This is a genomic window from Sedimenticola hydrogenitrophicus, assembly GCF_029017505.1.
Classification (GTDB): domain Bacteria; phylum Pseudomonadota; class Gammaproteobacteria; order Chromatiales; family Chromatiaceae; genus Sedimenticola; species Sedimenticola hydrogenitrophicus_A.
This window is the reverse complement of sequence record NZ_JAQGEI010000020.1, coordinates 38,427-52,533: the sequence shown is the minus strand read 5'-3', so window position 1 is coordinate 52,533 and position 14,107 is coordinate 38,427. Positions and strand designations below refer to the sequence as shown.

Annotated in this window: 13 protein-coding genes; 7 read left to right on the top strand and 6 right to left on the bottom strand. The window is 59.2% G+C overall.

The features are described 5' to 3' along the window. Positions 1-235: 235 nt before the first annotated feature. From aprB to O9K64_RS13515, 4 genes are all read left to right on the top strand, one after another. A complete protein-coding gene (gene aprB / locus O9K64_RS13530; protein ID WP_275098612.1) occupies positions 236-703 on the top strand; it encodes an adenylyl-sulfate reductase subunit beta in 468 nt (155 codons plus the stop codon). A 56-nt stretch (positions 704-759) separates the two neighbouring features. Continuing rightward, a complete protein-coding gene (aprA, locus tag O9K64_RS13525) occupies positions 760-2,757 on the top strand; it encodes an adenylyl-sulfate reductase subunit alpha (RefSeq protein WP_275098611.1) in 1,998 nt (665 codons plus the stop codon). 478 nt (positions 2,758-3,235) lie between these two features. Then, entirely contained in the window at positions 3,236-4,126 is an 891-nt protein-coding gene (locus O9K64_RS13520; RefSeq protein WP_275098610.1) for a YkgJ family cysteine cluster protein, read from the top strand. A 133-nt stretch (positions 4,127-4,259) separates the two neighbouring features. Next, on the top strand, positions 4,260-4,760 hold the full coding sequence (locus O9K64_RS13515) for a hypothetical protein (protein ID WP_275098609.1): 501 nt from the start codon (positions 4,260-4,262) through the stop codon (positions 4,758-4,760). A gap of 396 nt (positions 4,761-5,156) precedes the next feature. Here the strand turns inward: O9K64_RS13515 and O9K64_RS13510 are convergent, their stop codons facing one another. Beyond that, the gene (locus O9K64_RS13510; RefSeq protein ID WP_275098608.1) at positions 5,157-5,558 is read right to left on the bottom strand and encodes a bacteriohemerythrin; all 402 of its coding nucleotides are present in this window, start codon (positions 5,556-5,558) and stop codon (positions 5,157-5,159) included. A 52-nt stretch (positions 5,559-5,610) separates the two neighbouring features. Further along, the gene (locus O9K64_RS13505) at positions 5,611-6,921 is read right to left on the bottom strand and encodes an MFS transporter (RefSeq protein WP_275098607.1); all 1,311 of its coding nucleotides are present in this window, start codon (positions 6,919-6,921) and stop codon (positions 5,611-5,613) included. A 240-nt stretch (positions 6,922-7,161) separates the two neighbouring features. On the opposite strand from O9K64_RS13505, the gene msrA reads away from it, so the two are divergent. The 3 genes from msrA to O9K64_RS13490 all read left to right on the top strand — a co-directional run bounded on the left by msrA (position 7,162) and on the right by O9K64_RS13490 (position 8,404). Further along, on the top strand, positions 7,162-7,752 hold the full coding sequence (gene msrA, locus O9K64_RS13500) for a peptide-methionine (S)-S-oxide reductase MsrA (RefSeq protein WP_275098606.1): 591 nt from the start codon (positions 7,162-7,164) through the stop codon (positions 7,750-7,752). Positions 7,753-7,816: 64 nt separating this feature from the next. After that, positions 7,817-8,095 (top strand): type II toxin-antitoxin system RelE/ParE family toxin, encoded by a 279-nt coding sequence (locus O9K64_RS13495; RefSeq protein ID WP_275098605.1) that lies wholly within the window; start codon positions 7,817-7,819, stop codon positions 8,093-8,095. 27 nt (positions 8,096-8,122) lie between these two features. Beyond that, complete coding sequence (locus O9K64_RS13490) at positions 8,123-8,404, top strand: HigA family addiction module antitoxin (protein ID WP_275098604.1); 282 nt, start codon at positions 8,123-8,125, stop codon at positions 8,402-8,404. Between the two features lie 212 nt (positions 8,405-8,616). Here O9K64_RS13490 and O9K64_RS13485 read toward each other — a convergent pair whose 3' ends face one another. Genes O9K64_RS13485 through O9K64_RS13470 form a run of 4 tightly spaced genes read right to left on the bottom strand, consistent with a single transcriptional unit; the run spans position 8,617 to position 13,706 of the window. Beyond that, positions 8,617-9,516, bottom strand: coding sequence for a CoB--CoM heterodisulfide reductase iron-sulfur subunit B family protein (locus tag O9K64_RS13485; protein WP_275098603.1), 900 nt, complete (start codon positions 9,514-9,516; stop codon positions 8,617-8,619). 16 nt (positions 9,517-9,532) lie between these two features. Further along, positions 9,533-10,156 (bottom strand): 4Fe-4S dicluster domain-containing protein, encoded by a 624-nt coding sequence (locus O9K64_RS13480; RefSeq protein ID WP_275098602.1) that lies wholly within the window; start codon positions 10,154-10,156, stop codon positions 9,533-9,535. Between the two features lie 12 nt (positions 10,157-10,168). After that, on the bottom strand, positions 10,169-12,415 hold the full coding sequence (locus O9K64_RS13475) for a hydrogenase iron-sulfur subunit (RefSeq protein WP_275098601.1): 2,247 nt from the start codon (positions 12,413-12,415) through the stop codon (positions 10,169-10,171). A gap of 4 nt (positions 12,416-12,419) precedes the next feature. Next, positions 12,420-13,706 (bottom strand): CoB--CoM heterodisulfide reductase iron-sulfur subunit A family protein, encoded by a 1,287-nt coding sequence (locus tag O9K64_RS13470; RefSeq protein ID WP_275098600.1) that lies wholly within the window; start codon positions 13,704-13,706, stop codon positions 12,420-12,422. Positions 13,707-14,107 lie beyond the last annotated feature (401 nt).

Sequence of the window (14,107 nt, the reverse complement as noted above, 5' to 3'; positions counted from 1 at the left end):
CCTCCTGATGTCTGGAATGCACTGACGCCGAAGTGGCGTTTATGTCCTGAATGGCTGGACCGACAGGTCACCCATGAGATCAAGTCGCTGGTTTACGGACCCTGCAGGTCGTGGATCAACCAGAGAAAAATACCGAATTGAGCATCTTCCCGCGAGCCGGGTATCGACTCGAGAAAACGCCACTGATGTCAGGTGGTGATTTTAACACTGCAGTGAAACTAGGAGAATAAGTACCATGCCTACATTTGTGCGTACTGATAAGTGTGATGGCTGCAAGGGTCAGGACAAGACCGCTTGTATGTACATCTGCCCGCATAACCTGATGAAACTGGACATGGACGGCTCATTGACCGGTCATGCCATGAAGTCCTTCAACCAGGAGCCGGACCAGTGCTGGGAGTGTTACTCCTGCATCAAGATCTGCCCGCAGCAGGCCATTGAAGCGCGTCCCTATGCCGATATCGTACCGCTGGGCGCGTCCGTGCAGCCACTGCGTGGTACCGACTCGATCATGTGGACCATCAAGTTCCGCAACGGCACCATGAAGCGCTTCAAGTTCCCCATCCGTACCACCCCGGAAGGCTCTATCGATCCTTATGGTGGCAAGCCAGAGGCCGATATTTCCAAGATCGCCGAGTCCGGCTTCTTCGTACAGTGCAACGGTTACCGCGTTGGCGATGCCAGCGAGCTGATCAAGAAGTAAGCTGCGGCATAGCCGAACTGTATTTGCAAAGTTTTTAGAACAAAGAGGAAATTCAAATGGCTGGTGAATTCGGAAATCCTGAAGTCATCGAGGAAGAGGTAGACATCCTCATTATCGGTGGTGGTATGGGCGCCTGTGGTGCAGCTTATGAGATCGGCCCCTGGGTCGACGCTGCCAAGAAACAGGGCGTGGATATCAAAGTCAAACTGGTCGACAAGGCCGCCATGGACCGTTCCGGTGCCGTGGCCCAGGGCCTGTCCGCCATCAACACCTACATCGGTTCCGAGCAGGATCCGGCGGACTATGCCCGTATGGTCTCCAACGACCTGATGGGTATCACCCGTGACGACCTGACCTACGATCTGGGCCGTCATGTGGACGAGTCGGTGCACCTGTTCGAGGAGTGGGGCCTGCCGATCTGGAAGACCGACGAGAACGGCGAGCGTTTCGACGGTTCCAAGGGCATGACCCCGCTGAAGGACGGCGGCAAGCCGGTCCGTTCCGGCAAGTGGCAGATCATGATCAACGGCGAATCCTACAAGTGGATCGTTGCCGAGGCCGCCAAGAAGGCCCTGGGTATCGAAAACATCCAGGAGCGCGTGTTCATCGTCAAGCTGGTCAACGACAAGAACGACAAGAACCGCGTTGCCGGTGCCGTCGGTTTCTCGGTCCGCGACCACAAGCTGTTCGTCTACAAGTTCAAGGCCTGTCTGCTGGTGGCCGGTGGCTGTGTCAACATCTTCCGTCCCCGTTCCGTGGGCGAGGGTCAGGGTCGTGCCTGGTATCCCGTATGGAATGCCGGTTCCACCTACTCCATGGCGGCCGAGGCCGGCGCCGAGCTGACCCTGATGGAAAACCGCTTCGTACCGACCCGTTTCAAAGACGGTTACGGTCCGGTCGGTGCCTGGTTCCTGCTGTTCAAATCCAAGGCCACCAACGCCTTCGGTGAAGTCTACATGGACCGCAACAAGGAGATGCTGGACGACTATCCTCCTTACGGCCAGGCGGCTGTACCGGCTTCCTGTCTGCGTAACCACCTGATGCTCAAAGAGATGCGTGAAGGTCGCGGTCCGATCTGGATGGACACCGTCACCGCTCTGGCCAACCTGCGTGAGACCCTGACCCCCCGTGAGGTCAAGCATCTCGAGGCAGAAGCCTGGGAAGACTTCCTGGATATGTGTATCGGCCAGTGCGGTATCTGGGCCGGCGAAAACGTCGAGCCGGAGAAGAAAAACTCCGAGCTGATGCCGACCGAACCGTACCTGCTGGGTTCACACTCCGGCTGCTGCGGCATCTGGGTCTCCGGTCCTACCGATGTCGGCGCGCCGACTGACGAGACCATGGACGGTGTGCCTGCACACCTGCCGAAGGGCTGGAACTGGGGCTACCGTGGCATGACCACCGTACAGGGTCTGTTCACCGCCGCCGACGGCGTGGGCGCATCCGGTCATAAGTTCTCCTCCGGTTCACACGCCGAGGGCCGTATGTGCGCCAAGTCCATGGTGCAGTTCGTCATGGACAACCAGGGCCACACCCCGGAGCTGGAGACCAGCGTCGAGGATCTGGTGACCGAGATCTACCGTCCGGTACGTAACTTCCTGGAGTTCAAGGATTACACCACCGCGATCGACGTCAACCCCAACTACATCACTCCGCGTATGCTGCAGTTCCGTCTGCAGAAGATCATGGATGAGTACGTTGCCGGTGTCGCCACCTACTACACCACCAACGAGCACATGCTGGCGATCGCTGAAGAGAAGCTGGGTATGCTGAAGGAAGACTCCCTGAAGATGCGTGCGAAAGACCTGCACGAACTGCTTCGCGCCTGGGAGAACTACCACCGCATCCTGACTGCCGAAGCGCACATGAAACACATTCAGTTCCGCCAGGAGTCCCGTTATCCCGGTTTCTACTACCGCATGGATAAGAACTTCGTGGACGAGGAGAACTGGAAGTGCTTCGTGAACTCCATCTATGACAAGGAGACCAAGACCTGGACCTGCTTCAAGCGCGCCCATGTCGATCTGGTCGACAAGTCCAAGCTGTTCAAATAAGCCTTATTTGACAGCCTGATGGCAAGGAAGTCCGGGTGTCGCAAGGCGCCCGGACTTTTTTTGTCCAGAGATGGAATGGCACTTACTTAAACCAAGAACCACCGTCATCCCGGCGCAGGCCGGGATCCAGATTGCTTAATGGTGGTGGTATTCCTGGATTCCGGCCTGCGCCGAAATGACGAAAATCCTGCAATTCGCCTTAAGTAAGTGCCATTCGTCCAGGGAAGGACTTATACCGCGAAGGCCAAGGTAATTCGTAGGTTGGGGTAAGGCACGAACCCCAACAACATGGCGCACACCCATGAAACTCTGTTGGGGTCGCAGGCTCACCCCAACCTACGAGTTCTCAGGTTTTACCCGAATAGCTGAACACCGACCCAATGGTTTAGTATTACCGGAGAAGTCAGGACGCACCGGCCCGCATCCGCCAGTGGATTTCTTGTCCCTATTGATTTACACGCTGCAATCCGAGGCTCCCATGAGCGAAAAATTCGACATCCCGTTTCAAAGCAATGTAGTGCCCAGCATGCTGGATCTGGGCTCCACCCTCAAGTTCAAGTGCCACAAGGGGATCTCCTGCTTCAACGCCTGTTGCAGCAACGCCGACATCACCCTGACCCCCTACGACATTATCCGCCTGAAACAGCACCTCGGAAAAAGCAGTACCGAGTTTCTCAAGGAACACACCGTCCCGTTCCAGATGGACCAGGACGGCCTGCCCGGCGTCAAGTTGCGCACCACCAATGAGGGCGCCTGCCTGTTCATGACCGACGGGGGTTGCAGCGTCTACCAGGACCGCCCCACCGCCTGCCGCTACTACCCGCTGGGTAACATGATCCGTCTCGATACCGGCGCCAAGCAAGAGCATGTCGACTATGTGCTGGTGAAGGAGGAGCACTGCAAGGGCCATGATGAGGAGCGCGAGCTGACCGTGCAGGAGTACCTGATCGAGCAGGAGACCGCCCAGTACGACGAGATGAATCGCGAGTGGCAGCAGCTGATGCTGATGAAACGCTCCGGCGGCCCCAGCGTCGGCAAACCGCCCGAGGCGACCCTGCAGATGTACTTCATGTGCTCATTCGACATGGAGCGCTTCCGCCGTTTTGTCATGAGCGACAACTTCAAGGCCACCTACGACCTGGAGGAGTCGCTCTACGAAGTGCTGGAGAAAGAGGATATCTCCCTGATGCAGTTCGGCACCCGGCTGATGAAACAGGTGTTCTTCGGCCTGCGCACCATCCCGGAAAAGGGTGGTGTCTGGGAGAAGCGTATGGACGAACGCCAGGAAGTGTGGGAGGCGCGTCGCCAGGCCGAGATCACCCGCCAGCAGCAGGGGGAGGACCAGCGTTACAGCGGGGACAATGACTGAATCCCCGTTGTGACAAATCGTAGGGGCAGGCCCCCGTGCCTGCCCTGATCCGGCGCACGCGACAAGCCGACAGCAGTGAGTCTGGCCCTATTGATTCTTCGTTCAAGTCCGTTCGATCAGGGAGGGTAAGATAATGCGCGAAAAACTGTTTTCAATATATGTCCGAGATGCAGGCCTGGTTTCTGGCCGCATCGGCAGTTCAAGTGGCGATCACATGTTGACGGTTCGTGACGTCCGTGCGGGCTTTTCCCGTCGTACAGCACTCGCCGCAATCGCGGCCGTCGGGCTTGGCATTCTTGCGCCAGGCATTGTGTGCGCCGAACAGCAATTCCCGGATGTTCTGTCCGCGAGGGTCCGCGCAATCTCGAGTGGAATGTTTAACTTCGATGTGACGATTGCTTCGCCATACGACACCCCCAGCCGCTACGCGGATGGGTTCCGCGTAACTACCAAAGAGGGTGAGGTCCTAGGTGAGCGCAAGCTCTGGCACGATCATCAGAGCGAGCAGCCTTTCACTCGGGATCTCTACTCGGTGAAGATCCCGTCCAAGGTCAAAACGGTCCTGGTTCAGGCTCGCGATCAGAAGTACGGGTACGGTGGCCAGGTTGTTGAGGTTGGGCTGCCTGGGCGATAACGGTCAATGGACATCTGTTTTGAGCCACCGTTGGCCATTAAGATTGATCCACCCACATCCGCGCAAAGAATCATCCATATCCCCAGGCCTCTACCAGGCCAATAAGGAAGCTCTTCCAGCTCAGCTATTCAAACCCAGGTAACAAGTGAGCGCCAGGAGGCATACATCGCATACTCGGGCAGAGCCAAATCCCACACAACGCAAAGAGTGAAGGTGATAGTCAGAAACAGACTGGTTGCATGGCCGACGGCTAGCAGCGGGATACTGGTTTTCGTATATCTGGCCACGCGCTCTATTCCCATGCCTTCCCGGTACAGTTGTCGTAAGCAAGGCATTCCATTGATGCCAAGGTGGAAAGAAGGCCGTGAGCTTGAGGGGCCAAAAGCCCTTTAGCTGCTACATCACCCCGGCGAGCCATTCCCCCATTTTCATATCGACAACCAGGATGTGCTCGGTCAGCCAGTGCTCCAGGTACTCGAAGTCCGCGTCACTCATCTTTCCGCCATCTTGCAGGTACTTCTGCTGAAATGCGGTCGCGTTTTCGATCAGTTCCCGGTGTTCGGCCTTGTGCTCGGTGATATCCGCGTAGTGGTATTTCAGCATCAGGCGCTCCTCGTGCCGAAAGTGCCAGACGGTGCAGGCGATCAGTTCCTCAAGCACGGCCTCCCGGTACTGTGGAGATTCACCCTCCGCTACGGAACGGTTGAAGAGATTAAGCAGCTCCACCAGCCGTCGATGATCCTCGTCTATTTCATCGACCGAGACACTCAGGGTTTTGTCCCAAACCAGCTCACTCATGGCCGCACCTCCATACCGGTCAGTATGTTAAACAGGTTACTGCTGGACCATGCTACTCTCCAAATTCATGGGGTGGAAGGGGGCGGAAGTCACTCTGGCGTCTGGAGCAACGCTGGATCAGGTGGTTCCGGTCTTGTAGGCCACGGCCTTGTGGACCGTCCTTCCGGACAGGCGTCTGACCACGAGGTCTTCGAAACGCCATAACCGTCAGGGCGAGTAGACAGAAGAGGGCGCCGGCATAGAAGGTAAAAGACGCCCCAAGGCGATCCCACAGCAGGCCGGCCAAGGCGCTGGCGACCAGCATCGTCAGGCCGCTGAGCAGGTTGAAGAACCCGAATGCGGTGCCGCGCAGATCGGCTGGTGCCGCATCGGCCACCATGGTTGCCAGCAAGCCCTGGGTGATCCCCATGTGCAGTCCCCACAGGGCGACACCGAGAAACACCACGTCCCAGGACTCCGCATAGGCCAGCACCAGGTCGGCACCGATCAGGACCACCAGACCGAGCACCAGCAGTTTGCGGTGACTCATGCTGTCCGACAGCTTGCCGAACGGGTAGGCGGCCGCAGCATAGACCAGATTCATCGCGACCAGGACCAGCGGTATCCATGCCAGCGGCAGGCCGCCTTGCAGGGCGCGCAGGATCAGAAATGCCTCGCTGAACCGTGCCAGGGTAAATATGGCACCGATCGCCACTACCCACCAGTAAGCCCCGCGCAACCGCTTGAGTTCACGCCAGTGGATGGGATTGATGCGCTTCTCGCCTGGGGGCCGCTCCGCTTCCCGCACCCCGAAGAGCAACAACCCAACCGCAAGCACACCCGGGATCACCGCCACCCAGAACACCGCGCGAAAATCGTTGGACCACAGCAGCATCAATCCCACCGCCAGCAACGGTCCGATAAACGCCCCCACGGTATCGAGTGATTGGCGCAATCCGTACGCCGCGCCACGCACCCGCGGTGGTGCGAGGTCGGCCACCAGGGCGTCACGCGGTGCGCCGCGAATCCCCTTGCCAATCCGGTCCGCGAACCGCGCGGTGAACACCATGCCGGCACTGGTCGCCATGGCGAACAGCGGCTTGCTCAGCGCGCTGAGGCCATAGCCAATGACCGTCAGCGCCTTGCGCCTGCCCAGGTAGTCGCTCAATGTGCCGGAAAACACCCTGGCGATCAGCGCGGTGGCTTCGGCGACGCCCTCGATCAGCCCCACGGTGAGGGCGCTGGCGCCCAGGACAGAGACCAGGAATACCGGCAGCAGGCTGTGGATGAGTTCCGAGGAGATATCCATCAACAGGCTGACGAAGCCGAGTACCCAGATGCTCAACGGGATTTGTTGGCTGTTATTCTTGTTGGATAGGTCCATCACTTGCTGCCACAAAGCACAGGAGACTCACATTTCTATTGGCGCAGTGGATAGGCGCCCAGGCCGTTTCCGGAAAGAATAGCCTCATCCTGAATTATTTCAGCCGTGAGTAAGGTCGCTTGGGGAGGAGTGGACGGGCGGTAAAGCCGCGTCTGCCTCTATACTCCTGTAATGGTAGTGATTTCTGAACCGGCAGCGTTATGGTCGTTGGCCATGCGGATGGATTGAAGGGAGAATGTTGTGAATCATAAGGCGATACTCATACTAACAGTGAGCGCGCTCCTCGGTGCAACCGATGTTGCCGCGGAGAAAGCGGTATTGGCGGGTGGCTGCTTCTGGTGCATGGAGGCCGATTTCGAGAAGCTCGAGGGGGTGACCGATGTCGTCTCCGGCTTCACCGGCGGCACGGCGGAGAACCCCACCTACAACGGCGACCACACCGGCCACTACGAGGCCGTGGAGATCACCTACGATCCAGACAAGGTCAGTTACCAGAAGCTGCTGGATCACTTCTGGGTGAACATCGATCCGTTCGACGACCGGGGACAGTTTTGTGATAAAGGGCCGAGCTATTTAAGCGCCATCTTTGTAGCGGATGAGCAGGAGCAGGCCATAGCCGAGCAATCGAAAAGGGTGGTGGAGGCGCAATTTCCCGACCAGGAGGTGGTGACGCCAATCCTGGATGCGGCCACCTTTTATCCCATTAAGGGCGAGGAAAGTTACCACCAGGATTACTACAAGAACAATCCGGTCCGGTACAATTTCTACCGCTGGAACTGTGGTCGCGATCAGCGCCTGAAACAGATCTGGGGGGATAAGGCGACTCATTGAGCCGACAGGGGTTACCTCTTTCCGCTGCATTGACAAGTGTAACGCGACGCTATACGCTTTACCCATGATCAGGAGCTTCCGGCATAAAGGGATTAAACGGTTTTTTGAGACCGGATCGAAGGCAGGCATTCAGGTGTCCCATGCCGACAAGCTCAGACATCAGTTGAAGGCGCTGGACAGATCGATTGGGCCGGATGATATGGATTTTCCGGGATGGGGTCTGCACGCTTTGTCCGGTGATCTGAAAGGCCACTTTTCGGTGAAGGTCAACGGCAACTGGCGGCTGACATTCATGTTTGATGATGGTGATGCGATTCTGGTGGATTATCAGGACTACCATTGAGTCGCAATTCTCAATAGGAGTTTAAAAATGACTATGTATAACCCGCCACATCCGGGATCTATTCTGCGGCAAGATGTCCTGCCGGCATTGAAGATGACGGTTACCGAGGCGGCCAGCGAGTTGGGGGTGTCCCGTGCCGCCCTGTCCCGGGTGGTGAATGAGCATGCGGCCATTTCACCTGAGATGGCGTTGCGGATTGAGGCGTGGTTCAGGCGTCTGGGTTATAAGGGCGGGCGCGCCGAACAGTGGGTTGGGATGCAGATGGACCACGACATGTGGCTGGCCAGGAAGAAGTGGGAGGCGGCCTGATCCGCTAGTTTGGCTACGCCGGAAGGTCGGGTGAGGCTGGGAAAAGCAGGGGTGGAGTCAGACCGCCGGTTTCTGGTGGCACTCCAGGAGCCCGGATTGGCTTGACTCCGACCCCGATGTTCGCTCCCGAGCTTTTGGTTTCCCGGCAAAAACAAACGGCCCTCAATCGAGGGCCGAAACGTTATAGTTATATTGATTGCTTCTTAGTGAAACTATTTGCCGGCGATATCTTCCAGTGACTTGGCGCGGATGATCTGACCATCCAGCGCCGAGTCCTTGCTGTTGCGGCCGAAGGCGACGCTCATCAGCTGGCTGTAGTAGACCACCGGCATGTTGAACTTGCTGCCGAAGCGGGCGTTGATCTGGTCCTGGTAGATCTCCACGTTGGCCTGGCACAGCGGGCACGGGGTGGCGATCAGGTCGGCACCGTGGTCGTAGGCGGCCTCGATGATGCCGTGGATCATCTCCTGGGACTTCTCCGGCTCGGAGAAGGCCAGGGCGCCACCGCAGCACTGTACCTTTTTCTCGTAGGTGGGGATGGAGTCGGCGCCCACGCTCTCGATCAGGTGGTCCAGGTAGACCGGGTTCTCGAACGACTCCTCGGCGATGCCGAAGGGGCGGTTGGTCTGGCAGCCGACGTAGCTGGCGATCTTCAGCCCTTGCAGCGGTTTCTTTATCTTCGCCTTGATCGCCTCGAAACCGATATCCTCCACCAGCACTTCCACCATGTGGCGTACCGGGGTCTGGTTGTTCAGCTTCAGGTTGATCTCGTTCAGCGCGGTGTTGGCGTCGCGGAACATGTTGGCATCTTCATGCAGGCGCTCTTTCGCCTCGCGGGTGGATAGCCAGCAGGCGGCGCAGGTGGCGACGATCTCCTGGCCCGGGTTGTGCTGCTCGGAGAGCGCGATATTGCGCGCCGACAGCGTCAGGCGCGGCAGTTCGCCGCCACTGCCGTAGCCGATCGAGGCGCCGCAGCAGTTCCAGTCAGGGATCTCGTTGAGCTGGATGTCCAGCTCGTCGCACATGGTCTGGGTGGCGCGCATCATGTTGGATGATGAGGCCCCTGTCTGTGAGGAGCATCCCGGGTAGTATGAGACTTCTTTCTTAGCCATCTTGGTCGGTCCTCACTTAGCTGTTGCCCTGGATTTTGGCATCTTCGATCTCCTGGGCCTTCTTGATCATCTTCTGCAGACCGCTGGTGTCCTTGATACTGTGACCGCCGAAGAACTCCATGGCATTCATGCGCTTGGCCTTCATCATGTTCTGGCCCAGCTGCTTGTTGGCGAGGGCGTTCTTGATGCCCTGGCCGAAGCCGTCCTTGAAGTACACGGAGAGGCCCAGCTTCAGCTCGTTGACCCGGCCCTTCTTCATCAGGTTGTCCCAGAAGATCTGCGAGAACTGTGCGGTTGGCTGGTTCTTCGGCGCCAGGCCGAGGCGTTTGGCGTAGTGGGCCAGGCCGTGCATGATGTGGGTGATGGGCAGGCCGCGCGGGCAGCGGGCGATGCAGTTGTAGCAGGAGGTGCACATCCACATCGAGTCGGACGAGAGCACCGCCTCGCGCTTGCCGGCGCGGATCATCATGAACAGTTTCTGCGGGGTGTGCTCCCAGGCATTGCCCAGCGGGCAGGAGCCGGCGCAGACGCCGCACTGCATGCACATCTTGACCCATTCGCCCTCTTCGACGTTGGCCTCAACCTCCCTGAGGAAGCTGTTGTGGTACCTTTCGGTCATTGCGCTATTTAAATCGCTCATAATCCGTATCCCCTAGAACTTGAACGGGCTCAGGCCGATCTTCTCGACCGTCTCAGCCATATCGTTGATCAGTTTGGGCGCACGCTCGATATCGGTGATCGCCACCTCGTAGACCACGACCCGCTCCGGCTCCAGGTTGAGGGAGGAGAGGGTGTCTCCCACCTTGTCCATGCGTTCATGGGCCATGGCCGAGCCACGCACAAAGTGACACTGATAGTCGTCGCCCTTGGCGCAGCCCATCAGCACGATGCCGTCATAGCCGCTGTTGAGCGAGTCGGTGATCCAGGAGAGGCTGACCGAGCCGAGGCAGCGCACCGGGATGACCCGGGCCCAGGGGTTGATCTCGACACCGTTCATACCGGCCTGGTCGAGTGCCGGGTAGGCGTCGTTCTCGCACGCCAGCACCAGGATACGCGGCTTCTCATCGAACTCCTCCGGCACCTCCACGTTCTTGATCTGCTGGTTGACCGACTCCACCGAGTAGTTCTCGAACGAGATCACGCGCACCGGGCAGGCGCCCATGCAGGTGCCGCAGCGGCGGCAGCGTGACTCGTTGAACATCGGGTAGCCCTTCTCGTCCTCGTTGATGGCGCCGAACGGACACTCCACAGTGCAGCGTTTGCACTGGGTACAGCCATCCATACGGAAGCTGGGGAACGACAGGTCGCCGGCACGCGGATGGGCGGCCATGCCCTTGCCGGCATTCTCCGCCGCCTGGATCGCCTTCATTGCGGCACCGGCAGCGTCATCCTGCGCCTGGCGCATATCCATGGGACGGCGCAGCGGACCGGCGGCGTAGATGCCGGTGCGGCGGGTCTCATAGGGGAAGCAGATGAAGTGCGAATCGGTAAAGCCGTTCTTCAGGTGTGGCAGGTCGGAGCCCTGGCGGTAGTCCAGGTTGAGGATCGAGTCGACCGTTACGGTCGGTGCCCTGGGCGTCTCGCTGGCGGCTTCCGCCTTCTCGTCGATGACGATTGGCACGGCGTAGGGGTCGGGACCGGAGTTGGGCATCATGCCCACGTCCAGGACCACCAGATCGGCCTGCATGCTGGTCTCCTCGTCCAGGATCAGGTCCTGGAACTTGACCTCCAGGCTGTCGCCGGGGACCACTTCGCTGACCTGGCCCTTGGAGAAGGTAATCATCTTCTCCTGACCTGCGCGGTAGAAGTCCTCGCCGGCGGCACCCGGGGTGCGCAGGTTGTTGAACAGGATGGTGGTGTCGCAATCGTTGTTGCGGTCCTTGAAGTACATCGCCTGCTTGATGGCGATCAGGTCGCCGATGCCGGAGTGGTAGGGGAGCTGTCCCTCTTCGCTGGAGCTCTGGCCGACGTTCTGTACGAAGGCGACCGCCTTCACTTCCTTGCCGTCGGAGGGGCGCTTGATCGGCCCGCCGTCGGCGGCCTTGACCAGCTTCTCCAGCTCGGCATTGGTGACGATGTCCGGGCTGCTGCTGTAGCCGTACTGCGGCAGGTTGGAGGGATCATACAGTTTGAAACCGGTAGCCTGGATAATGGCGCCGAAGGTCTCGTTGCTGACGGCACCGGACTCGGTGGCGATATCCACATTGAAGCGGCCGGGCGCGCCGGCGGTCTTGGCCACGGTGCTGTTGAGGTGCACGGTGATCAGGCCGTTGGCCTCGATGGCCGCGATCATCTCGGCCACGCCGGTATCGCGCGGTTCCTTGTAGGGTGAACGGGTGGGGATGGCTTTGGCGTAGTCGGCCGCCTGGCCGCCCAGGGCGCCCTGCTTCTCGACGATGTGCACCGGATAACCGGCCGCCGCGGATTCCAGCGCCGCGGTCATGCCGGTGATGCCGCCGCCCACCACCAGGATGGTCTTGTTCAGGCTCTGCTCGCCGGAGGCGTGGGGCAGTTTCAGGGAGCGCAGCTCGGCGCAGGCCATGCGGATGTAGTCGTCCGCCATCTCCTGGGTGGTCTCCTGGTGCTCCGGTGCATCCGGACGCACCCAGATGACGCCCTCGCGCAGGTTGGCACGGGTCATGGCGACCTCGGGGAAGTTGAAGGCCTCCACCTTGGCGCGCCGCGAGCAGGCGGCGATCATGATGTGGCTGGCACCCTCACTGCCGATGTCGTCCCGGATCATCTGCACGCCTTCGCTGCTGCACAGCATCGCGTGCTGTTTACAGGACTGCATCTTGCCTTCGCGGGTGGCAATCATCTCCAGCTGGCTGGAGTCCAGTCGCTCACCGATTCCGCAGCCTGTGCAGATATAACCGGCAAATTTCTTTTCGTCAGACACGTTGTTAACCCTCCGTTCCGGCGACGCGGTTTACTACCTGAATGGCGCGCAGTGCGGCGCCTGTGGCCTGCTGGACCGCGCGATTCACGTCCAGCGCATCGGAAGAGCAACCGGCTGCGAAGATGCCGCCGTTTTCTGTCGCTGGCTCGATGAAGCCCTCTTCATTGATCACGATATCCACCGGGAAGCTGGCCTTGTCGACGCTGGGCTGCATGCCCACCGCCAGCACCACCAGGTCGTGCTCGTTGGCATAGCGGTGATAACCCTCGGTATCCACCCCGTTGAGCACCGGGTTGCTGTTTTCCCTGTTCTGGGTGATCGAGGCGACCTTGGACTTGATGAAGGAGACGTTTGGATTCTCCCGCACCGCCTGGTAGAAATCCTCGAACCGGTCGATGGCGCGAATATCGATGTAATAGATGGTGGACTTACCCTCGTCGCCCAACGCCTCCTGCACATAATGGGTCTGCTTCAGGGTGGCCATGCAGCAAATGCGCGAGCAGTGCAGCAGATGATTCTTGTCACGTGAACCGGCGCACTGGATGAAGGCGATGTTCTTGGCCACCTCGCCATCGGAGGGGCGCAGGATCTTGCCGCCGGTCGGGCCGTTGGGATCGGCCATGCGCTCGAATTCAACATTGGTGACGACATTCTGGAAGCGATCGTAGCCGTAGGGCTGGATCTTGTTGGCATCGTACGGCTGCCACCCGGTGGCCCAGACCACGGCGCCGGCCTTGAAGGAGACTGTCTCTTCCTGCATCTCCAGATCGACGGCATTCACCTTGCAGGCCGCCTTGGCCTTCGCCGCCTCCTCGGTGCCGAGGATGGCCGGGTCGATCACGTAGCGTTGCGGATGGGCCATGCGGTGCGGCAGGTAGGCGCCCTTGCGCTTGCCCAGGCCATAGTTGAACTCATCGTCAAACTCGGCACTGACCGCCCTGGCGCAGTCGCCGCAACCGGTGCAGTTGTCGTTCACGTAGCGGGGACTGATCTTCACGCTGGCGGTGTAGTTGCCCACGTCGCCCTGGATGTCGGTTACCTCGGCCATGGTCAGGATGGTCAGGTTGGGGTTCATCTTGGCCCGGCGCTGATTGATTTCCAGTCCACAGGCGGGGAAGCAGAGCTTGGGAAAATATTTGTAGAGCTGGGTGACACGACCACCAACATAGGGACGTTTTTCAACCAGGACGACCTGCTTTCCTGTTTCGGCGGCTTCCAGGGCGGCGGTGAGGCCGCTGATACCGCCACCGACCACCAGGATGGTCTGGTTGGTTGCAATTACTTCCGTCATGGATGTTCCTCCGTCGCGGAAAGGGTTCAATCGATTAGCTGGGCTGACAAGGGATCCCGATGGGAATTGCGGTCACCATTCAGGGTACGTAAAAACCCATAATTTAGAATTTGGTAAGATACTCTTCTTGGTTCGATCCCGCCAGATTAAACCGGTGTTACGGCAATCGAAATTTCCGATGAGTCCATAGGGACGTTGTATGAAGGTACCGCTAGGATATAAATGAGGTTGATGGGATTACGCGGGCTATACTTTTGGGAGGGTGGAAAGCTGACAGATCCGGAGCGGGCAGAGTGCCTGGTAACCGGACGGCACGCCGGGTGATTGTCGGGCCCGCGCGGAGCTTTCGCGACACTCGCCAACAGAGCAATACACCAAGAAGATTAAAAAGGAGAGCTGCC